The sequence below is a fragment of the Paenibacillus durus ATCC 35681 genome (assembly GCF_000993825.1).
GTDB lineage: Bacteria > Bacillota > Bacilli > Paenibacillales > Paenibacillaceae > Paenibacillus_AQ > Paenibacillus_AQ durus_B.
The window spans coordinates 5,274,817-5,296,582 of the sequence record NZ_CP011114.1 but is presented as its reverse complement, the minus strand read 5'-3'; the positions used below and the strand labels follow the sequence as shown (position 1 = coordinate 5,296,582).

At 52.0% G+C, this 21,766-nt stretch carries 23 protein-coding genes and 1 riboswitch; of the genes, 5 read left to right on the top strand and 18 right to left on the bottom strand.

The features are described 5' to 3' along the window. Positions 1-168: 168 nt before the first annotated feature. A complete protein-coding gene (locus tag VK70_RS24760) occupies positions 169-546 on the bottom strand; it encodes a hypothetical protein (RefSeq protein WP_046723897.1) in 378 nt (125 codons plus the stop codon). Positions 547-700: 154 nt separating this feature from the next. Here VK70_RS24760 and VK70_RS24755 point away from each other — a divergent pair, with 154 nt between their 5' ends. Beyond that, positions 701-1,480 (top strand): carbon-nitrogen family hydrolase, encoded by a 780-nt coding sequence (locus VK70_RS24755; RefSeq protein ID WP_025695662.1) that lies wholly within the window; start codon positions 701-703, stop codon positions 1,478-1,480. A gap of 109 nt (positions 1,481-1,589) precedes the next feature. Here the strand turns inward: VK70_RS24755 and VK70_RS24750 are convergent, their stop codons facing one another. Both VK70_RS24750 and VK70_RS24745 read right to left on the bottom strand, forming a co-directional pair. Then, on the bottom strand, positions 1,590-1,880 hold the full coding sequence (locus tag VK70_RS24750) for a putative quinol monooxygenase (protein WP_025695663.1): 291 nt from the start codon (positions 1,878-1,880) through the stop codon (positions 1,590-1,592). A gap of 55 nt (positions 1,881-1,935) precedes the next feature. Beyond that, entirely contained in the window at positions 1,936-2,571 is a 636-nt protein-coding gene (locus VK70_RS24745) for a nitroreductase family protein (RefSeq protein WP_036640595.1), read from the bottom strand. Positions 2,572-2,781: 210 nt separating this feature from the next. Between VK70_RS24745 and VK70_RS24740 the strand changes: the two genes are divergently transcribed. Continuing rightward, positions 2,782-3,330: a sigma-70 family RNA polymerase sigma factor gene (locus VK70_RS24740; protein WP_025695665.1), complete on the top strand. Its 549-nt coding sequence runs from the start codon at positions 2,782-2,784 to the stop codon at positions 3,328-3,330. Beyond that, a complete protein-coding gene (locus VK70_RS24735; RefSeq protein ID WP_025695666.1) occupies positions 3,305-4,366 on the top strand; it encodes a DUF4179 domain-containing protein in 1,062 nt (353 codons plus the stop codon). The genes VK70_RS24740 and VK70_RS24735 overlap by 26 nt, the downstream gene beginning before the upstream one ends. A 315-nt stretch (positions 4,367-4,681) precedes the next feature. On the opposite strand, the gene VK70_RS24730 is transcribed toward VK70_RS24735, so the two are convergent. The 4 genes from VK70_RS24730 to VK70_RS24715 all read right to left on the bottom strand — a co-directional run bounded on the left by VK70_RS24730 (position 4,682) and on the right by VK70_RS24715 (position 8,751). Further along, positions 4,682-5,239: an SRPBCC family protein gene (locus tag VK70_RS24730; protein WP_025695667.1), complete on the bottom strand. Its 558-nt coding sequence runs from the start codon at positions 5,237-5,239 to the stop codon at positions 4,682-4,684. Positions 5,240-5,322: 83 nt separating this feature from the next. After that, entirely contained in the window at positions 5,323-6,291 is a 969-nt protein-coding gene (locus tag VK70_RS24725; RefSeq protein ID WP_025695668.1) for an SDR family NAD(P)-dependent oxidoreductase, read from the bottom strand. 592 nt (positions 6,292-6,883) lie between these two features. Then, on the bottom strand, positions 6,884-7,792 hold the full coding sequence (locus tag VK70_RS24720; RefSeq protein WP_233277735.1) for a lipoate--protein ligase family protein: 909 nt from the start codon (positions 7,790-7,792) through the stop codon (positions 6,884-6,886). Further along, positions 7,789-8,751 carry a copper amine oxidase N-terminal domain-containing protein gene (locus tag VK70_RS24715; protein WP_025699853.1) on the bottom strand — a complete coding sequence of 321 codons (963 nt, stop codon included), beginning with the start codon at positions 8,749-8,751 and terminating at the stop codon, positions 7,789-7,791. The genes VK70_RS24720 and VK70_RS24715 overlap by 4 nt, the downstream gene beginning before the upstream one ends. Positions 8,752-8,914: 163 nt before the next feature. Here VK70_RS24715 and VK70_RS24710 point away from each other — a divergent pair, with 163 nt between their 5' ends. Then, positions 8,915-9,799 (top strand): CHAD domain-containing protein, encoded by an 885-nt coding sequence (locus VK70_RS24710; protein WP_025699854.1) that lies wholly within the window; start codon positions 8,915-8,917, stop codon positions 9,797-9,799. 62 nt (positions 9,800-9,861) lie between these two features. Here the strand turns inward: VK70_RS24710 and VK70_RS24705 are convergent, their stop codons facing one another. The 8 genes from VK70_RS24705 to VK70_RS24670 all read right to left on the bottom strand — a co-directional run bounded on the left by VK70_RS24705 (position 9,862) and on the right by VK70_RS24670 (position 15,335). Continuing rightward, complete coding sequence (locus VK70_RS24705) at positions 9,862-10,584, bottom strand: TetR/AcrR family transcriptional regulator (protein ID WP_144415305.1); 723 nt, start codon at positions 10,582-10,584, stop codon at positions 9,862-9,864. 75 nt (positions 10,585-10,659) lie between these two features. Continuing rightward, positions 10,660-11,478 carry an SDR family oxidoreductase gene (locus VK70_RS24700; RefSeq protein WP_025699857.1) on the bottom strand — a complete coding sequence of 273 codons (819 nt, stop codon included), beginning with the start codon at positions 11,476-11,478 and terminating at the stop codon, positions 10,660-10,662. Positions 11,479-11,773: 295 nt separating this feature from the next. Further along, on the bottom strand, positions 11,774-12,097 hold the full coding sequence (locus tag VK70_RS24695) for a thioredoxin family protein (protein ID WP_025699859.1): 324 nt from the start codon (positions 12,095-12,097) through the stop codon (positions 11,774-11,776). A 5-nt stretch (positions 12,098-12,102) separates the two neighbouring features. Next, a complete protein-coding gene (locus VK70_RS24690; RefSeq protein ID WP_025699860.1) occupies positions 12,103-12,495 on the bottom strand; it encodes a MerR family transcriptional regulator in 393 nt (130 codons plus the stop codon). A 293-nt stretch (positions 12,496-12,788) separates the two neighbouring features. After that, the gene (locus VK70_RS24685) at positions 12,789-12,977 is read right to left on the bottom strand and encodes a hypothetical protein (RefSeq protein WP_025699862.1); all 189 of its coding nucleotides are present in this window, start codon (positions 12,975-12,977) and stop codon (positions 12,789-12,791) included. Positions 12,978-12,987: 10 nt separating this feature from the next. After that, positions 12,988-13,368: a YidH family protein gene (locus VK70_RS24680; protein ID WP_025699863.1), complete on the bottom strand. Its 381-nt coding sequence runs from the start codon at positions 13,366-13,368 to the stop codon at positions 12,988-12,990. Positions 13,369-13,468: 100 nt separating this feature from the next. Next, complete coding sequence (locus VK70_RS24675; RefSeq protein ID WP_025699865.1) at positions 13,469-13,915, bottom strand: MarR family winged helix-turn-helix transcriptional regulator; 447 nt, start codon at positions 13,913-13,915, stop codon at positions 13,469-13,471. Positions 13,916-13,991: 76 nt separating this feature from the next. Then, on the bottom strand, positions 13,992-15,335 hold the full coding sequence (locus VK70_RS24670; RefSeq protein ID WP_025699867.1) for a voltage-gated chloride channel family protein: 1,344 nt from the start codon (positions 15,333-15,335) through the stop codon (positions 13,992-13,994). Positions 15,336-15,396: 61 nt separating this feature from the next. Continuing rightward, a riboswitch (Fluoride riboswitch) is annotated at positions 15,397-15,456 on the bottom strand. A 136-nt stretch (positions 15,457-15,592) separates the two neighbouring features. On the opposite strand from VK70_RS24670, the gene VK70_RS27575 reads away from it, so the two are divergent. Next, positions 15,593-16,987 (top strand): stalk domain-containing protein, encoded by a 1,395-nt coding sequence (locus VK70_RS27575; protein ID WP_082210258.1) that lies wholly within the window; start codon positions 15,593-15,595, stop codon positions 16,985-16,987. A gap of 164 nt (positions 16,988-17,151) precedes the next feature. Here the strand turns inward: VK70_RS27575 and VK70_RS24655 are convergent, their stop codons facing one another. From VK70_RS24655 to VK70_RS24645, 3 genes are all read right to left on the bottom strand, one after another. After that, entirely contained in the window at positions 17,152-18,525 is a 1,374-nt protein-coding gene (locus tag VK70_RS24655) for a hypothetical protein (RefSeq protein ID WP_025693651.1), read from the bottom strand. Positions 18,526-18,633: 108 nt separating this feature from the next. Then, complete coding sequence (locus VK70_RS24650; protein ID WP_036637876.1) at positions 18,634-19,491, bottom strand: DUF8832 domain-containing protein; 858 nt, start codon at positions 19,489-19,491, stop codon at positions 18,634-18,636. Further along, the gene (locus tag VK70_RS24645) at positions 19,491-21,566 is read right to left on the bottom strand and encodes a copper amine oxidase (protein WP_025693654.1); all 2,076 of its coding nucleotides are present in this window, start codon (positions 21,564-21,566) and stop codon (positions 19,491-19,493) included. The genes VK70_RS24650 and VK70_RS24645 overlap by 1 nt, the downstream gene beginning before the upstream one ends. Between the last annotated feature and the right edge of the window lie 200 nt (positions 21,567-21,766).

Genomic DNA, 21,766 nt, shown 5'->3' with positions numbered 1-21,766 from the left:
TCGCCCGTGCTCCTCACAGCTTCTTCAAATTCTTCGCTTCAAACTTTCCGCCTGTTATTTACAGCATACCCGCGAAATAAGCCGCGCACAACCCCGGTTCGCCTTCGCCGCCTCCGGCTGCCTACGCTGACAAGCCCGAATCGCCGGAACGCGGGAACCCGCCCTGTGCTAATAAGCCGCCGGATAGATGCGGATGATTCCGGCAGAAAGCTCCACTGTGCCGCCAATCGCCATAGGCTCGCCGAGACATTCGAACATAATCAGCGACTCCCCGAGCCGCATATAAGCCGTTCCGTCTTCTTCAATATCCTCCAGTGTACCGGTCAGGATATTCTTGCCCAACTCCATAGAGATCGCCGGCGGCTGCCCGGGAGCCGGAACGAGATCCACCCATTTAATAAAGAGCTCGGGCAGCTCAAGCTCGGCCTCATATTCCTGTCCGGGTACCAGGGAGGAGCCGAGCCATTGCCCCTTGCCCTCGCCGTAGGCCGAGGAGAAATATACCTCGCCATGGCGCTCTCCAGCGCGGGTTATCGTAATTCTCATCTTTCGCTTCTCCTTCCGGTATATCCTACTTTTTTACTTCGGTCTGCCGGTTTTGTCAATAGGCGCTGCTGCCTTGAGAAGATCGCCGGGCAGCCATATTGCCTTGAACGGCGGATAGCCGTATAGTGCTATACATAAGGAGGCGAACCTGTAAATGAAAGTTTCCCTGCTTCAACTCGACATCGCCTTCGGCAATCCGAAGGCCAATTACGCTGCGGCGGAGCGCGCCATCCGTCTTGCCGCGCAAGGACAGCCGGACTGCATCCTGCTGCCCGAGCTGTGGACGACGGGCTATGACTTGACGCGTCTTGATGAAATGGCCGATCCTGGCGGCCAGGCCGCAGCAGCGTTTATCGGCGGCTTAGCCAAGGAATACGGCATTAATATTATCGCAGGCTCCACCGCCTGGCAGCGCGCGGAAGGTGTAACCAACACCATGTTCGCAGCGAACCGCGAAGGCGTTCCTGCCTTGGAATACAGCAAGCTGCATCTGTTCCGGCTTATGGATGAGCATCTGTACCTCCAGCCGGGGTCGTCCAAAGGGCTGTTCCGTCTGGACGGCACCCCCTGCGCCGGCGTCATCTGCTACGACATCCGGTTTCCGGAATGGATACGCGCGCACATGGTCTCCGGAGCGGAGGTGCTGTTCGTCTCTGCGGAATGGCCGCTGCCGCGCCTTGCCCACTGGCGTGCGCTGCTCGTCAGCCGGGCGATTGAGAACCAGTGCTATGTTGTCGCCTGCAACCGGGCGGGGTCCGATCCCGCCAATGTTTTTGCGGGGCATTCCATGATTATTGATCCCTGGGGAGAAATCGTCTGTGAGGCGGGCGAAGGGGAGGAGATTATATCCGGCGAGCTTGATCTGGCCAAAGTGCGGGAAGCGCGCAGGCAAATCCCGGTATTTACCGACCGAAGACCCGAGATGTACAAGTAAGCGCCAAGGACCCTTTTTACTCAAAAAAGAACCTCCCGAATGACGATAACCGCCATACGGGAGGTTCTGATGAATAACTGCTGCGGGTAAAATGTCTATGACATTCCCCTTACGCCTGTTCTGCGTTGTATACCTTAATATCAGGCGGAGCTGTAAGGAAATTCTCCGCTTTGCCCACAAAACCGGTAAAGTGAGGGGTAGCGTTATGGATATCGACGGCCGCGGAATCGCGCCAGGCTTCGACCATAATGAACACATTCTTTTTCTCCGAATGCTCGTACAGGTCATAGTACACGTTGCCCTCTTCCGCTTGGCTCCCCGCAAGCAGCAGCTTAATCTCGGTCAAGAATGCTTCTCTCTTTTCCGGATTTACATAAAACGTAGCATGGATAATAATCATGATTTCTCTTTCCCTCCTTGATCTTATTCCTCTATATTCTACGCCTTAAATCTATTTATTTCCATTCGGCGATTTTGTCGATAGGCAGACGGACTGAAGAGAAGCCTTCCTCCGCCGCTTTGCCGATCGAGAGCAGCATGACGGGCACGTACCGATCCTTGTCCCAGCCGAAGGCTTCCGCGACCTTGTCCTTGTCATAACCGCCAATCGGATTCGTGTCATAACCGTGATCCCGGGCCACCAGCATAAGCTGCATCGAGACAAGCCCTGTGTCAATCAGCAGGATTTCCCGTTTGACCTGCGGCGGCAGGACGGCAAGATGGCTGTTTATGCCTGCCAGTTGTTTCTCCTTCACTTCAGCCGGCATCCATCCGCGCTCAACGGCGGTGCTGTAAATTTCCTCGGCATAGTCGAAGCTGTTCATGTCCCCGAATACCGCAATCACCGCTGAAGAAGTCTCTACCTGCTGCTTGTTGTAGCGGGCCAGCGGCGCCAGAGCCGCTTTTCCTTCCGGGCTGTCAATCACAAGGAACCGCCAAGGCTGCATGTTGACCGTAGAGGGCGCAAGCGTCGCTTCCGTAAGAATTTGCGTCATTTCCTCTTTGCTGATTTTTACAGCTGGGTCATATTTGCGAATGGAGCGCCGGCCGGTAAGAATCTCGGTAAAATCATTGTTAAGCGTCTTGTTCATCAGTAGATCTCTCCTTTGTATAAAAAAGATTGTTCGATTCGGATGCGTTCAGTCTGGGAAGTTATTATTCTATATAAATTGTAAAAGATTAATTTTTATATGATTTATGTTACAAGCCGTTCATTGACCCGTGGGCGATTATGCTAAAGAGAGAAGCTGAAACGTTTCTTGCGCCGGAAATCTCTAATTGAGGAGAAAAGGAGGCGGGTTATGAGTACAACGGCAGATTTGGTCCCTCGCGCCATGCGCGGCGATCCGGACGCTTTTCAAGCGCTCATTCATCAAGAGAAAGAGAAGCTCTACAGAATGGCCTATGTGTACATGAGAAATGAGGCGGATGCGCTGGAGGTTTTTCAGGAGACCGTCTATAAGGCGTTCAAGTCGATATCCTCGCTCCAGGACAGCCGTTATTTTTCTACTTGGCTCACGCGGATTCTAATTAATACGGCTATCGCCCACTTAAAAAAGAACCGCAAAGTTACCGCAATGAGTCCGGAAGCGCTTGAAAATATCGGGGATTCGTATCAGCTCCAACTGGAGGATCAGCTCGATCTGCTTCAGGCCATGGAGACGCTTGAGGAGAAATATAAGACGGTGCTGCTGCTTCGTTACTACAAAGATTACTCGGTTAAGCAAATTTCCGAAATTCTGGGCTGCCCGGAAGGAACGGTAAAGACGAACATTCACCGGGGCCTATCGATTCTGCGGAAAAAGCTGAAAGGAGCCATCTGCGATGATCCAAGAGATTCATTCCTTTAAAAAAGAAATCGACAACATTCCCGTACCCTATGACAAGTTGGACGCTATCATTACGAAGACGGTTCAAGCAACCGAAGCAGGCAAGAGGACGAAGATGCGAAAAAAAATGGCATATGCAGTGGGGGCGGCGGCCGTTGCTTGCGGTCTGTTGTTCGGTTCGGCGGCCCTGTCTCCGGCAATGGCAAGCATTGTGTCCAAAATTCCGGTCATTGGGTCAGTATTCAGCCAGTACGGAGACAGCGGTTTGAAGCGCGTAAGCGAAAATGGATTAACTTCAGCGGTTGGCATAACCAAAGTATCTGGCGGCGACTCGCTTACCATTAATGAGGTATTCTACGACGGGACACGTTTAAGTATCGGGTACTCGCTGGAAACGGAGAAGCCGATGGGAAAAGCTTATTCTATGTTAAGGACAGGTCTCACTGTCAACGGAAAAGTGAAGGGTTTCTCCGGTAGTGAAAAACAAACGGAACTCACCCCGACCTATCGTACCGGTATTTTGGAAATCGATCCCCCTACGGATCTTCCGGATCAGTTCAAGCTGGGTCTAACCTTCCAAGCCGAAGACAGCAAGCAGTGGGAGTTCTCCATACCCATAAGTGCGCAAGCCGATACCAAACTGGCAACCATTGATCATAAGCAGCAGGCTGGCGGCATCGACCTGGCGGTACCCGAAATAACAACAGGCCCGGCGGGAATACGCCTCACATACAATGCGGTATCCTCGGAAACCAATGATTTAGTCAACTATATATCATTCATTGCCGTCGATGAAACAGGGCATGAATTGGGCAATCACTCGGGTGGAGCCCAGAGCTGGATCAGCGGCGGAAAACGATACTCCACCGGTACTCAGCTATTCGATCCGCCTTCAGCCGGTACAAAAACCTTAACATTCACTCCTCATTTGTCTTTCCCAAGCATGGGCGGCGGGGTTGCGATTGACCAAGACGGCACAGAGACACCGATCGAATTCACTCCTCATCAAGCATCGGAAAAAATCAAATTTGACAGTTTCACCGTGACCCTGCCTTAAGGTTCGTACACATGACAATTAGGAGCTTACTGAGTTCAGAAGCATTCCTTTGTATTTTAGCGGGAGTGTCCAATAAACCATAGAAATGGCTGCGGCAGCGTCCTTTTTTTGAGGTGTACCAGCCCCTTCAATTTGAAATGCCGCAACAGCTATTCGACATTTGGTCATACCGAAACACAAAAAGCAGGCCACCAGTTTTGGCCTGCTTTTTGTGATGCTCTACAAATAATACATTGACTAACCCTCATATGTGCAATTGACTCACCCGAAGGTACCGAGGGAGCGTAACAATCCCCGTCGCGTAAAGGCTGCTGTTCAGTTGGCCGCCTCAGCAGTTGTCTTGAGATCGGCAAGCCAGGCATTGAGCGAGGACGTTAGCGCCGCGCGCATGCCGTCGGGGTCGGCCGCTACTGGCGGACCGTCCCAGGACTCAGTGGTATGCACGACGACTCCTTTGGAGGTGGGAGTGATGGTCCACACGTGGACGCCCTCGATGCCTTGTGCCGGCCCTCCCCAAACGATACGCCGCATAGGGTCGACCTCGCGAATGGTGGAGACGATGGGCAGCCCGTGAGTCTCCCACTGGAAGGTGCTTCCCACCGCGAGCGGACCGGATAACCGGGCCTGGGAGACGTTTTTCTGCCAAGTTGGCCACTTGTCAATACCAGTCTGTATCCGCCATACGGTCTGCTGCGAAGCTTCGATCTCGATGGAAAGGTCGACTATGACCTGGGCGTTTCGGTCAACATCGACGGTGGTCCGTTGGGAATCATTGAAGTGCCTCACACCAAGAATCCCCCCGCCAATCAGAACTAATATCAGTAAAAGAAAGCTCATCGTGAATGCTTTTGACTTAAACGATCTTTTCAACATATTTCATCTCTCCTTAGTGATTAATTTCATAAACGGTTAAAAGCATGTTACAACTTCCCTTTATTTAATTGATCAATCAATAACTATTGGGCAAAAGATACCTTGCTCTTCAATGCCAAAACAGTCGAAGTAATACCTTCCTGGAATGGCGTCGCGGTGATCGGTCCGATTAGCCGTTTGTATTTGTCTCCGCTTAGTGTCAGCGGATCTTCGGTTAGATAAAGCATCTCAATGACTTCTTTCATGACGGGCACGCTCATACCCAGCATCGATAAACCTATTTTTTTCAGTGGAATGACCGGTTTAACATGGCCGCTTGCCGCTTGCGCAATCCGTACGATCTCCCGTCCCGAGATGATCCCAGCCCCCGGTATATTCCAGTTCTGTCCGTAAGCGAAGTCTTTGCCTGCCAGCTCGGCAACCATGGAAGCCGCATCCGGCAAATAGACGAATTCGCGGGGAACATGCATGTTGCCGACGAAAAAAGCCATTTTCCCAGCAGCGATCGCTTCAAGGGTTGAACCTAGATACGAGGCTTCATTAGCCGTAGGCCCATAATAATCGGGCAAGCGAACAATCATAACTTTGGCCTTGCTCCACCGCTTGCTGAACAGCATCCGTTCATAGTCCAGGCGGACTTTTCCTTTTTTCGTATGAGGCTGCTTGGGATGCTCTTCTGTGACAAGATCCATCTGTTTTCTCCCATAAGGATAGATCCCGTCAATCGCTACAACTTTAATCGCAAGCCGTTCTGCCGCCTCCATCACCGATTCGCCTAGCGGTATCAGCTTGTTCACCATCTCGTTATAGGGTACGTTCGCGCAATGGAACAATACGTCCGCGCCGCCTGCTTGAACTACAATATCATCGGGGCGCATTGCGTCCCCTACGGCAAGGGTCAAATGCGCGGGATTTCCAAGCTTTTCTGCAAAATGCTCCAATTTCTGATGCGAACGCCCAAAGGCAATGGTACGTATCCCCCGTTTGACCAGTTCTTCCGTGATCGCTGCTCCCGTTCCGCCCGTTGCTCCAATTACAATCGCTTTTTCCATTTCATCGACCTCATTTCGTATTAGTTATTGATCAATTACTAACTTAAATTCATGATATCATCTAATTATTGATTGGTCAATCACTAAATGAGAAATTTTTTTCGAAGACAGGAGAACATCCCGATGCATCCTCCGAATGGAATCGGGACGTTCTTCGCCAATTTAGAGGGGCATGATGAAGCAAATAATGCAAAAACCTGAAATTGTGCATCTTTTGGCCGCCTGAGAATGGCTGCTGTATCATATGCCTACGAAAATACAGGTATTTCCTCGCTCAGCCTCACATTCAGTCAGCACAGCCTGAAATTCCTGTATGAACGCAGGAGTTTCTGTTGAATAAGCGCTTTAGGGTAAAAAAGCTGCATCTTAGCTGTTTTGCAGAGCGCTGGGCTAAGATCACACGCAGCCTAACCTCGTTACCTGATGTTGGCGCGATTGCCCCGACTCCTAATCAGGCCCTACGGAGGGATTGACGAATAGAATAACAGAAGCCAGCAGGTCTCCAATAACCGGATGACCTGCTGGCTTCTTAACTTTTTGCGTGAACGGGACAGCCCGCATACCTATCACGCCGCTTACTGGGTAGCGCGGCTCACTGGGCATACCGCTCACGCAGCATCTTTGCCGCTTCCAGCACCCTTGGGTCGCTGTATCCAAGGCGGTAGCCGGTCGCCGCCTCCAGCTCGGAAGCCTTCACCAGCTCCGTACCCCTGGCTGCGACCGCCTGCCGGACTCCGTCCGCGAACACGCCAGCCGAATCCGGTCCGCCCAGTTCGCCGAGTCCGCCGATCGTTTCCGGCCGCACCAAGGGATAGTCCAGACCTGAAGCGCCGCAGACGGCTTCCTCGTAGAAGCGGCGCACCAGCTCGCCGCGCTCCCATCCGGAGCCGCTCACCACAACGAAAGCATGCACAAAGTAGGCATGGCTCTGCCGCCGCTGGGCGATTCCGCAAAACTTCCGGCCCCCGATGGACAGGTCGTAATCGCCGGGGCAGTAAGACCCGGCAACTTCTGCCGCGACGATTTGCGTGGCGGCAGCCGGGTGGGAGACGCCCGCCGCCTCCGCAATCAAGGCGGCAAGGAGACGGAAATCCCGGTGAAAATCGAGCGTTCCCCGGCTCTTGGGCAGGATCAGGGAGACGTTGACGACTCCCGTATCCAGGGGAACGGCCGCGCCGCCGGAATGTCTGACCGCCGTGCGGATGCCGCGCGCTTCCAGGCTCCGCATCGCCTGCCCGGCGCAGGGCAGGCGGCTGTCCCGGAGCCCGAGCGCCACTCCGCCGGGGTGGCTCCACAGATGCAGTGACGGCGGCACAAGCCCCGCGCCGACATCCCGGCACAGCGTTTCTTCAAAGGCAAAGGGGATCAGCATATCGCCGCCCCCTTCTCTTTCCGCCGGGCTGCCGGACAGATGCTCAAAGAGCGCCATACGCCCGGGAAGCGTCCCGGACGGACCGGATTGCAGCCCGTCCGTTCCGCCTGTTATATTGCTTTTGCTCATATCGTCCATTGATCATGTATGATGCCTACAAGCATCCACTGCCCGCCTTCCTTAACGAATACAAGCCGCAGGCTCTGCCAGTCCATGCCGTCATACTGCGGATCGAACCCGTCGTAATGGTATTCAACCACGATGGCATCCGGGTACACGCTCCGCGCGTTATTCAGCGAATTGCCGGTGCCGATAGTCTGATTGTAGCCCATTTCCGGCGCTTCCGCAAAATCGGCGCTGTAAATGAATTTATCGTAATACTGCGCGAACGTCAGCTTGATCGGGTCGCCTGTTCCATCGTAGGCGCCCCAGGTTCGGACGGTCCCGTCCGCACCGGCCGCCGCGATTTTGCTGCGGCTCAGCACGATGTCTTTTGCGGTGTCCACATAGCCATACGGCGAGAAGCGGACGCCCCGGGTGGAGTGAACCATAGAAGAAAGAGCGGCCCAATCCTTAACCTTCAGCGCCTGCACCGCAGCAGCGGCCCGCTCGGCAATGACCTTCTTCGCGCTGGCCGGGTCAAGCGGCAATATAATCTGAGCCGTGCCTGTCTTCACGTTCCAGGAAATAGTCGCGTCCACGCTTTCCACTACAAAACGCAGGGGGACATACACACGGCCGCTGCGGATTTCGGCAGGAACATCCAGAATGACGGTCCCTCCGTTCCTTAGCGCCCGGCTGCTGCCCGCCTTAATCTCCGCTTGATGCGAAGCTCTCTTGATGGTCGCCGTCCGGGAAGCCGCATCCCAGTACAGCTGCGCTCCCAGCCCTTTCGCCATGTCCCGAAGCGGAGCCATGACTCTTCCCTGCTTTACGTAAGCCTGAGATTCAAGCGTAAGCTTTACGCCATTGACCGTCACGGAGGTCACTCCGGCCGGAGAAGCAGCCTGGGCGGGTGTTCCGCCGGTACCTGTAATCCATACGGCTAATCCAAGGCAGACACAGACGGCTGTTATTTTTTTGAACATTCGTCTCACCCTTTCTGCAGCAGATAATTGTGATAGAATTAAAATATAGCTATTCAAAATTTAAGACGCTCTAAACTCATAAATGGTTGCGCTATCATTACTGCTTGGATTCAATTTCCACAGAACAGTCCCTGAGGCGATTATAACTTGGGAGTGATGACGAATGACAACCGATATGGCAGCCCATAGTTCCGAGACAAGCGGAGCGCCGCAATGGGAACAGGCAATGACGAAGCTGTACACAAGCTTTATGGATTATGGAACAGAGGCGCTGAAAGACTTTGACGACGAGGCCGTTCATCAGGCGAGGGTAAGCAGCCGCAAGCTGATGACGCTTCTGTCGGTTCTGGACCCCGGACATTCCTCCGGCCTAACCGCCAATTTCAAGCAGGCCCAGAAGCGGCTGGGTAAGGTAAGGGACGCCGATGTGCTCATTCAGTCCTTCAAGGAAAGACGCAAAGCAGCCAAGCTGAGCGGCGACAAGAAGACCGCCAAGCTGCTTAAAGCGGTGATCCGGCATCAAAAAGCGCAGCGCAGACAGCAGCGCGCGAAGCTGGCGGATGCGCTGCCTGTGCTGATGAATGGGGGGCTCCAGGGCAAATGGGATGAATTTATTAAGGAACGGCTGCCGGCTCTTGTTGCCGATATCGACGTCAATATTACGATGCGCGAGCTTGAGGTCGCTTTCGAGCAGCAAAAGGAGCAGTGCAAGGAGATGTTCAAGCAAGAACCCCCCGGTTCCCGGAAGGCTCTGGATGAACTGCATAAGCTGCGGATATCGGCCAAGCGTATCCGTTATACCGCAAACGCGGCAGCATTCGCGCTGGACCAGAAGTTTCACGCGAATGAAGCGATATACAAAGAGGTTCAGTCGGAGCTTGGGGACATCACCGATAAGCGGGTATGGCTGGATACCATGGAAGACATCGGACGCAAGGAGTTGGACACCAGCCGCGCAACGTGGACTACCTTTATGGAAGGTCTTCAAGCCGAGCTGGAGGATGCGGTTCGCCGGAACACGGTTGTAGACGTGCCGGATGCCCCATAGTTTGATAGCCGGGTTGAATCTAAAACACTATAATATAGGGGAGGTTATAACGTTAATAGCGATTATACTTCCCCCTTCTTTTTAACATATAATCCGTCAAGATAATACTCCATTGCAGCTAAAGCACTTTTGTTAAAATCCACTTTGAAGCCTTCAAGCTCATTGTCATCTATGGCCTTACGAATGACATCAGGAACACTGGCCATATTTACATACCCTACGATCATCGCATTCTGTGCCATCAGCAAATCAATTGAAGCTTCTGCGGTTAAATATTCAACTCTTTCCGCCAGCATCTCCCCTATTTTTTCTAAAAAAGCGTACATATCTACCTTATCTTTGATTGCTGTTTCATAATCAATATTCTTTTCTAGAATGGTATTCTTTATGGCGTTCAATCGAATCAGAACCGAATCCGGATCAAGAATGCTTTCCATCCAGCTTAAAAAGAAATGTTTGAAATCCTCATGACTCATCGTTTCATACTGAGAGATTAAATTCATCAGATTATTCAAATGCTTCCCGTATTCGATATATAACATTTCCATAAAAAGGACTTCCTTGGTGCTGTAGTAATTGAATAACGTTCCTTTGGAAACATTCGCCGCTTTGGCAATATCCATCATTTTAATATCGTTAAATGTGCTTTTCTTAAACAGTTCATACGCTGTATCTAATATTAGCTTGGCTTTTTCTGCTTTAGCGCTTTCTGTCATGGCCCTTTTCATCCAAACACCCCAAATCATTGAACTAGCTTCATTATACGCTAAGTTTCTATTTCTCATAAGGCAGCAGCTCAATGAAAAAACCCCCTTGAATCGTTCTTAGCTCAAAGGGGTCTATTACCGTTTTTCTTTTGCTTATTTGCTAAATGAACGTTCCTTTACCATTTTGATAAATGCTTCATCACCCATTTGTGCTCTGGCGCCAATGGCCTGGACTGCATCTTCTCCTGCTATATATCGTACTTGATCCTTACCATCCGTAGCCGCTTCATAAATGACTTTAGCAATGACAATGGGTTCACTTTCTATCAGCATCGATTGGATGGCTTGTTGGAACGTATCAAAATCTTCATTGTAATCTTCCACAGTTTCAGATGCAGTGATAACCAATGAACGGCCGCTAAAATCGGTGGCAACCCCGCCCGGTTCAACGAGCTTGGCCTTGATCCCTAATCGACCCAATTCAAATCCAAGTGACTCGGTGAAGCCTTCAACCGCCCATTTCGTTGAATGGTACATGCTCAAATACGGAAAGGTGGTCTTTCCGGCAACCGAAGAAATATTAATAAACAGACCCTTTTTGTTTTCTCTGAAATGAGGTAAGAAAGCCTTGGTCACTGCGAACAAACCAAAAACATTGACATCATATTGGCGCTTGATTTGCTCATAATTGGCTAACTCAAAAGCCCCCATTAATCCGTACCCTGCATTGTTCAACACGACATCGACTTTCCCGAAATCATTGATAATTGCGTTTTTTGCGGACTCTATACTCTCAAAATCTGTAACATCCAATGGATAGATTTTAACATTTTCAATCTCAGTCAGTTCGGTTTCCTTATCTGGAGTACGCATAGTCGCCGCGACTGTCCATCCTTTTTCAGCAAAATACTTAGCCGTCTCCTTACCGATACCAGACGATGCGCCCGTAATTACAACTACATTGTTCGCCATAATCCATTTCCCCTATTCTGTTCGTAATTTTAAAAAAAGCTTAACCGCAAAACTTCGTTTAACTTTCTTGAAAGAATTCTTAAAACAGAATTGGAATTTAATTCATCACCCCTCACGAAATGACCTTAGGTCAGTGACCTTGGGTCAATAATAAATGACCCTTAGTCAATTGTCAAGCGCGATGATTTCCGATAGAGGGAATATCAAATGGGTGATCCCGGCTACCTCCCCAACCATGAAAAAGACTCGCGGATGACCAACCGGCCACATGTCCGCGAGCCTTCGCTTCGCCTAATTATGATAGATGTCTGCTCAGAACGCCCGTATATACCGATTTCGGGCTTAGGCCGACCAGCTTCTCCACCGGCTGTCCGCCCTTATAGAAGATTACGGTCGGCATGCTCATGACACCGGCTTCTGCAGCCAGCTCGGGCAGCTCGTCGCAGTCAACCTTCACGACGGATACCGCTTCACCGTAATCCCGGTCCAATTCCTCCAATATCGGCAGCAGATTCCTGCAAGGCGGGCACCATGCCGCTCCGTAATCGACAAGCACCAGACCGCCCCCTGCTACCTCTTCCCTCAGACCCTCAGGTGTTTCCGCATGTTTAATCGCCATTAGAATCATTCCTCTCCTGCTTTAGTTTGAGTTTCAGCGCCGGAACCTTCCCGCTCCCGCCGAATGGAAGCCATTCTTTCCTCCAAATTAAGCTTGATCTGAGTCAGCTGATGCAGCTGACGTTCAATCTCCTCCAGCTTGGACTCATACAGCGGCATCACCTCGGCGCAGAAAGCCTCCTTGTTCTTCAACACGCAGTGTAAAAAACCCGCGATTTCCTCTGTCGTCAGTCCTAAGTTTAAGTACAGCTTGATCGTCCTCACCGTCTCCGCAGCAAGCGGAGAATATTCGCGGTAGCCGTTGGCCAGACGGACCGGCGAAATCAAACCTTGTGACTCGTAATATCGAAGCGACCGGACGCTAACGCCCGTCAGTTTGGCAAGCTCGCCTATTTTCATTGCATTTCTCTCCGGATTATGAGAATGTTTAGGTTCATTATAGACCCTGACACCAGTGTCAAGGTCAACTACTTTTTGCGGCCTGCCGGTCCGCTCAAAATGCTGACATATTTGAACAGAGATTTTCATCCCAATGGATGTTTGTCAAATTGACAAAGCAGCAATCCGCCCATATTGTTGGTATAACTATTATTTACAGAAAGAAGAGATCGGATTTGGGGAATGATAAAAATACAGAAGGCGCTGCTCCATACCGGAGAGCGCCCTCTGTAATCCGCGGCTTGTTCATCAAGTCAGCTATTCTTTTTCTTGCCGCCGCTCTTCATAAATTTCCACACCGCCAGCAGGCAGCCAATCATCCCAAGTCCGAGCAGGAGCTGCTGCAAGACGCCGAGCATTTTCGATTGATATGAAGGAATCTGGCTGCTAATAATGATGAGTATAATGGAGACGGCAACCATGACGCCGGTTCTGTTCTTCACTGTGACCCTCCTAAAATGGATTTCTGTAAAGCATTAACACGACCAGCACGATCAGCAGTAGTTCAATGGCAGTCAGGGAAAAGAACACCAGCCGGATGAGCATAGAGGACGAACGGAACTGCTCCTTGTTGATCCCTTCTCTTTTTCGCAAATAATCCCAAGTAGCTCCGGCTACCACGCCTCCCCCTAGCAGTACTGCGGAAATACCCGCGATGGCCGCGACCATATGGCCGACTCCGCTGTACCGGTTATCCCCGAACACGAGACCGGCCGCCAGAAAGCCGAGACCCACCAAGGCGACTGCGGTGCGAATCCAGGCCAGATACGTCCGTTCGTTCGCCAGATGCTGCTGTGTGTATTTCGATTCCGATTCATTCCCCTGCGGCGTCAAATGCTTCAACCCCTTAATGATTAAAACCCTTAATCCATCATCAGGTTGATGAATCAAGGGCTTATCTGTTCTTTAGCGGCGCGGCTCCGGAAGTGACGGATTAAGAATCCGCCGAGCTTCCTTTGGCCTCAAGAAGCTGGTTCAGCACATTCTCAAGCTCCCGCCCCGGCAGAGCATCCAGAAGAACAGATTGAACGGTGGCGTACGCACGGTCCACCTTCTCCTGGCCAAACGGAGTCAATGAAGTGTAGACGCTTCTGCGGTCCTCCTCGCAAATATGTCTTTTCAGCGCTCCGCAGCCCTTGGCCTCGAACCGGCTGACTAACCGCGACATCGCGCTCTGGCTCAGCCCAACCATCGATTCGAGCTGCTGGAGACGGAGCTTTTTCCCGGGTGCTTCGGACAAAAACAACAGCAAATAAAATTCCTTCAGGGACATCCGATGCCTTTCTTGCAGCGCTTGTTCCAGCCTGCCCGCCGTATTCGACTGAATATGGGTCAGCGCCAGCCAGCCGGCCATAAGCCCGTTCGATTCCGCAAATTCCATATGGTAAATTCCCTTTCGTCTAAGCTAACTTTATTATATCATCCGCGCATTTTTTTCACACGGCGTATGCGGGGCTTTATCTTTTGACCGAACCGGAAGTTTCTTTGTCCTTCTGCTTCCTCAGATCTTTCACACCCGCCAAGGTTGTCCCTTGAGGGATCGGCAGGAGGTGGCTCTTGGATGTCCCGATTAGCTGAGAGGTGTAGATGCCTGTATGGCCCGAGAACAGATAGCTGACGAGACAGGCAATGAACATGTAAATCGCCGCATCCGACCCGAACAGCTCAATTCCCATCAGAAAGCATGCGATCGGAGTGTTGGTTGCGCCGCAAAATACGGAGATAAATCCGAGACCCGCCAAAAATGGAGCGTATAGATGCAAAAATCCAGACAGCGCGTTCCCCAAAGTGGCCCCGATTGCGAACAAAGGCGTCACCTCGCCCCCCTGAAATCCAGCTCCCAAGGTAAGAGAAGTAAAGACCAGCTTGCCCAAAAAAGCGAACGGAGAAACGGTTTCCGTAAAAGAACTCTGAATGAGCGGAATGCCCAGCCCCAAGTAATCGCGGGTTCCCAGCAAATAGACCAGACCGATGATGACCACGCCGCCCGCCGCGCTTTTCAGCATGGGGTTCTTGAACAGCCTGGTGTACCCTTTTTTCAGCGCGTGAGTCAATTCACTGAATACAATACTGGTCAACCCGAACAGGATCGCGGCGAGGACGACCTTAAGGATGACGATCCACGTTAAACCGGGCACTTCGCCGATATGGTAATGGATATGGGAAACGCCCCAGAACGATGTCGTGACCAGATTGCCCGTAAAAGCAGCCACAAATGCCGGAATCAGCGCTTCGTGACTGATCAACCCGATGGCAAGCACCTCGAGGCCGAACACCGTGCCCGCCAAAGGTGTCCCGAAGATCGAGCCGAACCCGCCGCTTATGCCGCAGATCAGCAGGATTTTGCGGTCGAGGGACCGGACGCGGAGTATTCTGCCGAACCATTCGGCCAGACTTCCGCCCATCTGTACGGCTGTACCCTCGCGGCCCGCAGACCCGCCGAACAAATGCGTGACCAAGGTTCCGAATAAGACCAGCGGCGCCATCCGCAGCGGAATGGTCTCATTGTCATTGTTGATTTGTTCAAGAATCAGGTTGTTTCCCTTCCCGCTATTCTTGCCGATCTTCAGATAAAGGAAGCTGACCAGCGCCCCGCCGAGCGGAAGCAGAAACAGCAGCCAGGGATTTGCCATTCTCAGATCGGTCACATAATCCAGACTTTTTAGGAAAAACGCGGAGGCCGTGCCGGAAAGTACGCCCACACCGCTCCCGAGGACCAACCATTTCAGCAGCGTACCCGCTAGAGCGGCAAACCTCCATTTTTCGCTCCACAGCGCCCGCTTTTGTCTTGCAGCATTCATCTTCTTCTTTCCCTTCCTAGTTAAAAATAAAAAAACAGACCCCTACCAGGGAAGTGAAAATCCTCTGGTAGGAGTCATCAGCCTCGCGGCGGTTATGGCGAACTCCATCGCCCCGTATTAGTTAGGACGATTCTAATTCATTTTCGGGAGATCGTCAATGAAATAACTTATAACAAAACTTATACGCATAGCAAAACCATTTCGCTTTTTCTTAGTCTAACTATACATAATGAATCCATCTACAAGGTGATGATCTCATGACGATACGCAAGAAGAAACGGCTTTACCGTCCTTTTAGGGATGATAACGTTTCTCGTAGAAATATAAAACAAAATGATAAGCGCTCAGCTTATAAATTCTTATATTTTAGAAACGCGCTGCTTTCCATTCTCGCCCTGTCTTCTCTGTTATATTCAGCCTCCGCCCATGCGGAGGGTGCGGCCAAGCCGGGCACTCAGACGGCTGAAACGGCTTCCCGGACGGCCGGAACCGATCAGGCGGCTGCCGGGACCGTTCAGACGGCTCCGGATGCCCAGACTATCCAGCCGTCCCAGACCGTTCCCGCGCCGATATCCATCTATCTGGACGGCTCGCTGCTTCAGACCGAGGCGGAGCCGGTTAATGTGAACGGCACGCTGCTCGTTCCCATGCGCCGTCTGTTCGAGGGACAGGGGGCCAAGCTGTCCTGGAACAATGCGGACAAGACGGTCACGGCCACGAAGGACGGCACTACTCTGACCTACCGCATCGGGGATCTTACCGCTACGGTGAACGAACGGACGGTGCAGCTTAGTACGCCCGGGCAAATATCCGGGGGATATACGATGGTTCCGCTGCGCTTCGTCAGCGAATCTCTTGGCAGCACCGTTGCCTGGGACCAGGCGGCCCGCTCCGTCCAAATCTCCACGATGACCTTCGAAACGACCATCCGGTGGGGCGTCAATCTGCGCAGCTCGCCGGATCCAGGCAGCGGCCCGGCAGATGCGGCAGCTCCTTCGCTGAAGCTGGGTAGCCGTTCAGCGGTTGCGGGCGGCCGTTCACCAGTTTCAGCCGCCGGTGCGCCGGATACGGGCGGCCGTTCGCCAGCTTCAGCCACCGATTCGCCGGATACGGGCGGCGGCTCAGACATTCTGGAGCTGCTGCCCACGGGATCGAAAGTCCACGTCGTGCTCGAAGTAGATGCCTTCTGGCTTGAGGTGCGGACCCCGGATAACCAGACGGGATACATATCCGCGAAACCGAAGTATACCGACTATACCAGCCCGTCCCTGACCGATAAGCAGGCGGACGAGCTGATCGCCTACGGCGAGACCTTTCTCGGCACGCCTTATGTATTCGGAGCCTCGCCGGACCAGACGGGCAGCTTCGACTGTTCTTCCTTTGTGAAGCGCGTCTTCCAGGATACGCTCGCGGTTGATCTTCCCCGCGTGTCCTATGATCAGGCCACGACCGGCACTGAGGTCGGGTTGGACGAGCTGCGCAAGGGCGACCTGCTGTTCTTCGGCGCGCGCGATTTGAACATCGGGCATGTCGCCATCTATGCGGGCGACAACCAGCTGCTGCATACCTATTCGGTGAAATACGGCGTCCGCACCGAAGCCTTCAGCGACTACTGGAAGAAACGGTTCGTGACGGCGCGGCGGGTGTTTTAGGACAGGCTTGCGGCTTTTCGTTCATAATATGAGAAAGCTCCTGATTCATGAGATTTGCTCGAAGCACAAAAAGGCCCGCCGTGGTTCGCATTGTGAAGAGACGCGGCGGGATCTGTTGCCTTTATTATACTCTGAGCTCCTGTTAAGACCATTGGTGAGAAGAATCATACCCGGCTCAGTTCATCCAGAAATGCCGGCCTTTTGCTGTAAGCATTCGTTAATGTCATCTTTAATTGCTGCAAACCTTCCTTGCCTGCTACTTCCTTGTACCGTTTCAGCTTCCGGCATACTTCCTTATATTCTTTCCGGTTGCTTGACCTACTTGCAGCCGCATTGATATGTCCGTCATAAATAGAAATGACTTCATCTTTGTACTTATCGGCCAGCCGGACCGCGTATTGTTCAATGGATGACGGGTTCTCTCTTACAAAATCCATCATGGCGTCAAGATCATCTTCCTCCTCTATCAGCTTTAGATAGAGATCTCTATTATGCCATCCCTCGGCTTTCTTTAACTCATTTTTCAAGCCTTCGTACAATTCCGCCTTACTCTCTCCGGCCAGCGCCGCCAGTTCATGGTAATAAGTAAAGTCCCCTCCAAGCAGCAGTTCTTTAGCCAGTGCCCCTTGTTCTGCATGAAGCGAAAGCTTCTTGTAGACCAAATATCTGAGCTCCTTCCATTTACGAACAAGGCCCGCATAGCTGTGGTCCTGCTGCTCCCCTGCTTCCGCCAGCGCAACCGCTCTATCATAGTCCTTATTCGCCATAGCCTGATGAATAGCCAGTTCCCTGAAAAAAGTATACTGCAAATGCTCCGCAATAAAATCTTTTTCCTCTTCAGGGCTCCCATTGTTCCGGATCATCTCAAACAGCAGCTTATGTGCCTGTTCGTCAAAATAATGCCCGTATTCTTCATCCGCCTTATTGGCAATTAAGCGTCTCACCTGGGTTTCCAGCTTCCCCCGAAGCTCTGCCGTCTCCGCCAGATCGGCACAAATAGCAAGCAGTTCCAAGCGAAATTCATCCCAACCGCGGAAAATATCGCTAGCGCTCATCTCCAAGACCCGGTCGAATAGCTTGTTAACCGTCTCGGCATTCTCATACTCCGCACTTTGTTCATCCGCAATTTGCCCGATCACTTCCAGCGTGTGCTGCACCAGTGCGCCGATCTCTCCATTGGAATCATCCGCATATTGAAAAGCACCTATTGCCTCATCCAGCACTAAAAAAGCGATGTCCAGAGCCAGCATAGGATCTTTCATGCCGCCGGATTTCTCCAGCAACTCTCCCATTTCATAGACAAAGCTCCCTGTTTCCCTATATGGAATGAAGCCTTCTCTGCCTGTGTACTTTTTTACGATAGAGTCGATCAACTGCTTGCAATGCTTCAATTCCTGATTCCGGTCCCCCTTGGAATACTTGACCATAATCCGGTTGCGGAAAGACTTGTCGCTGTCAGCAACCTCCAATATGATACTTATAAGTTCCTCTTGAGGAAGGCCGCTTAGGATTTGCTTGAGTTCAGACTGCTTTGTCAATGCTGCCACACCCTTATATAAATAATATCTCCGCAAAAAGAAGGTACCATAAAAAATAGACTCCTGCCAGGGAAATGAAATTCTCTGGCAGGAGTCATATCCAGACGATTAAGGAACCTCAATCGTAAAAGGAACGGTGACAATACGGCCATCCCGTTTGAATTGCCCCCACATTTTGTAGATACCGCTCTCCGAAAATGTAACGGAAAAGGCGGCTTGCGGGCCGGAAGAGCCCCAGTTCAACGGATGGACATGGAGAAACGTTCTCGCCGTGCTGTCGACGATCATCACATGTCCGACCGCCCCCAGGTATAGCTCCAAATCGCGAACGGGCCGACCTGTCCTTGAATCTTTGAAGGTGAAGGTCATCATGGTGTTTATCTTGGCTATCAGATGGTCGTAATGAAGGGAAACCCCCATGCCTTCAAACTGGCCGCTCAGTTGTGCGTCAGGCTTGAGCGGCTGCGGTGCAGGCTTCTCGCCGGAAACTTCCACGATTGTGCTGCGAGTCAGCGCATGATACCCGGTTGGCGTAAAATCAGCGAACAGCGTGTACGGACCGCCACTTGGAAAAGTAACGGCAATTTCAAAGCTTCCGTCGCCGTTGTAATTGGGGTGAATATGCTGGAAATGCCGCAGATCACCGCTTACGGCAACGAGATGCAGCCGCTGTTCATGGACAATGTCCAGCTTGGTCAGCGGCTTCCCCGCTCCGTCCGCAAGCTGCAGCTTTAGCTTGGCCGGTCTGCCCGCTTCAGGCTTGCCTTCCGGCCACGACCAAACCGCCTCGATGGCTTTCTCGGCAGATGTTTCGGCTGCGGCGCCGCCATGAGCATGCCCCATGGACAAGGACATTGGGTCCAAATACGGGTCCTGCAGCTCCTCTTTGGCAGCAGCGCCGCATCCGGATAGCATGACCGTAATGACAAGGATGAACACGGACAAGCGGTTGCACTTCAGCTTCATTATTTCTTCGTTTCGCTTTCCGCCGGCGCCGGCAGATCCAGAGTCGGCGTCCGGTCAATAAAATTGAACGGCTTCAGCATCGCCGATGCCCATTCGGTGGACATCATCGGCCACTCCTCCGAACGCGGAATGTGCGTTGTTCCCGTCGTAATCCAGACCACGTCATCTTTTTCATAGATATCCCGGTCCTGAGATGCCCATTTCGCAAGCCCCGTATCGTTCGGGTTCTGGTTGATGTACTTGCCCTCGGGGTAAATTTCGTCCGGTGAATAAGGAGTTACCCAGATATGTTTCTTCAAATAGCCCGCACGCTTGATCAGATAGTCGTCATCCCCGAACAGCGGATCTTCCGCGAAAGGATGAGTGCCGCCCGCATTCGCGATAATTTGGTAGCCGGTCAAGTACCCCAATTTGTTCTTTTTCTCCGGATTGGTAACAAGGACAACTTTGTCCGGATCGAATTTCTGCGCGGCTTCGAGCTCCGTATGATAGGTCTTCTGCTCCAGCACCATCTCCGTCTTCTTGCTCGGATTATCCGTTATCGGAGCCGCTTTCGGATCAAGCACCAGCACGGTGTTCTTCTCGCCGTCCACATCCATGTCGAGGCGGAAATTATAAATATGCTGGTGATACACGGCCACCGTATGCTTATCGACAAGTGTACCGTTGCGGATTTCCGCATTGTTCGGATCAATATAGTGCTCGTCCGTACTCTTTACGCTCGTTGCTGCCGCGCCTTTCACCGCCTCAATGCCGGATGCGCCGACGTTGATCTTGATATTCGCGTTCTGCTGGAACACATAGTCAAACGTATAGTCATAGTTGCCGACCGTGGAGATGAACCGGACGACAAGCTCAAGACGGGCCCGGCTATCGGTCACTCCGGCCTCGTTATGTGTCCAGTCGGAATCGGCGTAGCGCTCGAAAATCCCGATAACCTTCGGGGACGTGTAAGGATTGCCGTTATCGTCGTTAAGCGTGGCGTCAATGAAGGTGGTATTGTTCGGCACGTCTGCGCCTAGCACCATCGGACGCCCAAGCTTGCCGACGCCGTATTCGCCGGAATCCATGTACGTCTTCCAGTACCAGTTCAGGCCGGGGTCACCATAAGGAACCGTCATCCCGCCAAGTCCGCCGCTGTACATGACTTTGCGCGGCTTGCCATGATCGTTGAAGGTCGCTGCCGAAATGACAGGACCGCGACGCGCGTCCAGCATAACGTGGAATTTCCAGCCCTGCCAACTGATCTCCTGCCCTTTTATCGTATAATTGACGCCTTTGGGCTGCGTAATGACGATCGGCTTAGCCGGCTCGCGTGTGCTGTCTTTGTCGCCTTTCCGGTATCCATGGTCGTTCATCGGCACCGGGATGACGCCCTCATCCTCGACTTTAAGCACTTTTTTCTCGTCAATATCAACGGTTACAACCAGGTTCTCGATCGGATGAGTAAAAAAGTTGCCGTCCCCCGTGTCCAGATAAGCCGTGTATTTGTACAGACGGCGGTTGGGATCGGCGTTGTCCGGTCCGTAATAGCCCACGGTAAGACCGACCAGCTTCACCTTGTTTACTTTGCCCGCCAGCCCGCGCTTTTTCAACGCCGCCAGGAACTCGGGATTTTTGTACACCACTGCGGACGGATCTTCGGCGAAGCTCACCATTGCATATCCGCCGGAAGTGTTCTCTTTCCACTCCACGATTCGCTTCGAATCGAGATCCACAACCCCTTCGTACACTTTACGCTGCTCGGAGATAACGAACGCCGCCTGGCGCGGAAGCTTGTTCGCCTTCATTTTTTTGGCCGCGTCATTTAGCAGTACCCAGTTCCATACTTTCTTCTTGTCCGGCTCCTTCAACGTAATCTCGGTAAAGCGCATGTCCTTCTTGTACTTCGAGCTGTGCTTGATAATATAAGACACCGACCTGATCTCCTGCTCCGTCAGCGGATTCAGCGGATCATACGCCACTTTCGGAGCAACGATCGCCGCCGCCTCGGATTTCCACGGTGACCCCGGAATTACGCTTGTCAAAAACAGCGCGGCCGCCGCAGTTCCGGCCAGAAGCATTTTCTTTTTCATCAAACATCCTCCCCATCCTTCTAGATAAGTCCGCTCAACCAGCCCCGATCAATGTAAGGTATGTTAACGTATAGAGCTTGGCTGTTCGTCCTACTATTCGAATGGTACTCATCCAAAGTAAAGATTCTAAGGTGTTCCAGGTAAAAATGATTCAAATTTTTATTAAATTCAGGTAAAGTGGAACTATGCTCGATACTTCA

What these genes read in the sequence shown, in the direction of transcription:
- VK70_RS24675 (WP_025699865.1), bottom strand. Translation starts at nt 13,915, where the DNA reads ATGGAATTTGCGGAATCGAACGGGCTTATGGCCGGCTGGCTGGCGCTG.
- VK70_RS24750 (WP_025695663.1), bottom strand. Translation starts at nt 1,880, where the DNA reads ATGATTATTATCCATGCTACGTTTTATGTAAATCCGGAAAAGAGAGAA.
- VK70_RS24705 (WP_144415305.1), bottom strand. Translation starts at nt 10,584, where the DNA reads ATGAGAAATAGAAACTTAGCGTATAATGAAGCTAGTTCAATGATTTGG.
- VK70_RS24740 (WP_025695665.1), top strand. Translation starts at nt 2,782, where the DNA reads ATGAGTACAACGGCAGATTTGGTCCCTCGCGCCATGCGCGGCGATCCG.
- VK70_RS24670 (WP_025699867.1), bottom strand. Translation starts at nt 15,335, where the DNA reads ATGAATGCTGCAAGACAAAAGCGGGCGCTGTGGAGCGAAAAATGGAGG.
- VK70_RS24715 (WP_025699853.1), bottom strand. Translation starts at nt 8,751, where the DNA reads ATGTTCAAAAAAATAACAGCCGTCTGTGTCTGCCTTGGATTAGCCGTA.
- VK70_RS24760 (WP_046723897.1), bottom strand. Translation starts at nt 546, where the DNA reads ATGAGAATTACGATAACCCGCGCTGGAGAGCGCCATGGCGAGGTATAT.
- VK70_RS24695 (WP_025699859.1), bottom strand. Translation starts at nt 12,097, where the DNA reads ATGGCGATTAAACATGCGGAAACACCTGAGGGTCTGAGGGAAGAGGTA.
- VK70_RS24645 (WP_025693654.1), bottom strand. Translation starts at nt 21,566, where the DNA reads ATGAAAAAGAAAATGCTTCTGGCCGGAACTGCGGCGGCCGCGCTGTTT.
- VK70_RS24725 (WP_025695668.1), bottom strand. Translation starts at nt 6,291, where the DNA reads ATGGAAAAAGCGATTGTAATTGGAGCAACGGGCGGAACGGGAGCAGCG.
- VK70_RS24735 (WP_025695666.1), top strand. Translation starts at nt 3,305, where the DNA reads ATGATCCAAGAGATTCATTCCTTTAAAAAAGAAATCGACAACATTCCC.
- VK70_RS24720 (WP_233277735.1), bottom strand. Translation starts at nt 7,792, where the DNA reads ATGAGCAAAAGCAATATAACAGGCGGAACGGACGGGCTGCAATCCGGT.
- VK70_RS24700 (WP_025699857.1), bottom strand. Translation starts at nt 11,478, where the DNA reads ATGGCGAACAATGTAGTTGTAATTACGGGCGCATCGTCTGGTATCGGT.
- VK70_RS24745 (WP_036640595.1), bottom strand. Translation starts at nt 2,571, where the DNA reads ATGAACAAGACGCTTAACAATGATTTTACCGAGATTCTTACCGGCCGG.
- VK70_RS24730 (WP_025695667.1), bottom strand. Translation starts at nt 5,239, where the DNA reads ATGTTGAAAAGATCGTTTAAGTCAAAAGCATTCACGATGAGCTTTCTT.
- VK70_RS24755 (WP_025695662.1), top strand. Translation starts at nt 701, where the DNA reads ATGAAAGTTTCCCTGCTTCAACTCGACATCGCCTTCGGCAATCCGAAG.
- VK70_RS24650 (WP_036637876.1), bottom strand. Translation starts at nt 19,491, where the DNA reads ATGAAGCTGAAGTGCAACCGCTTGTCCGTGTTCATCCTTGTCATTACG.
- VK70_RS24690 (WP_025699860.1), bottom strand. Translation starts at nt 12,495, where the DNA reads ATGAAAATAGGCGAGCTTGCCAAACTGACGGGCGTTAGCGTCCGGTCG.
- VK70_RS27575 (WP_082210258.1), top strand. Translation starts at nt 15,593, where the DNA reads ATGACGATACGCAAGAAGAAACGGCTTTACCGTCCTTTTAGGGATGAT.
- VK70_RS24710 (WP_025699854.1), top strand. Translation starts at nt 8,915, where the DNA reads ATGACAACCGATATGGCAGCCCATAGTTCCGAGACAAGCGGAGCGCCG.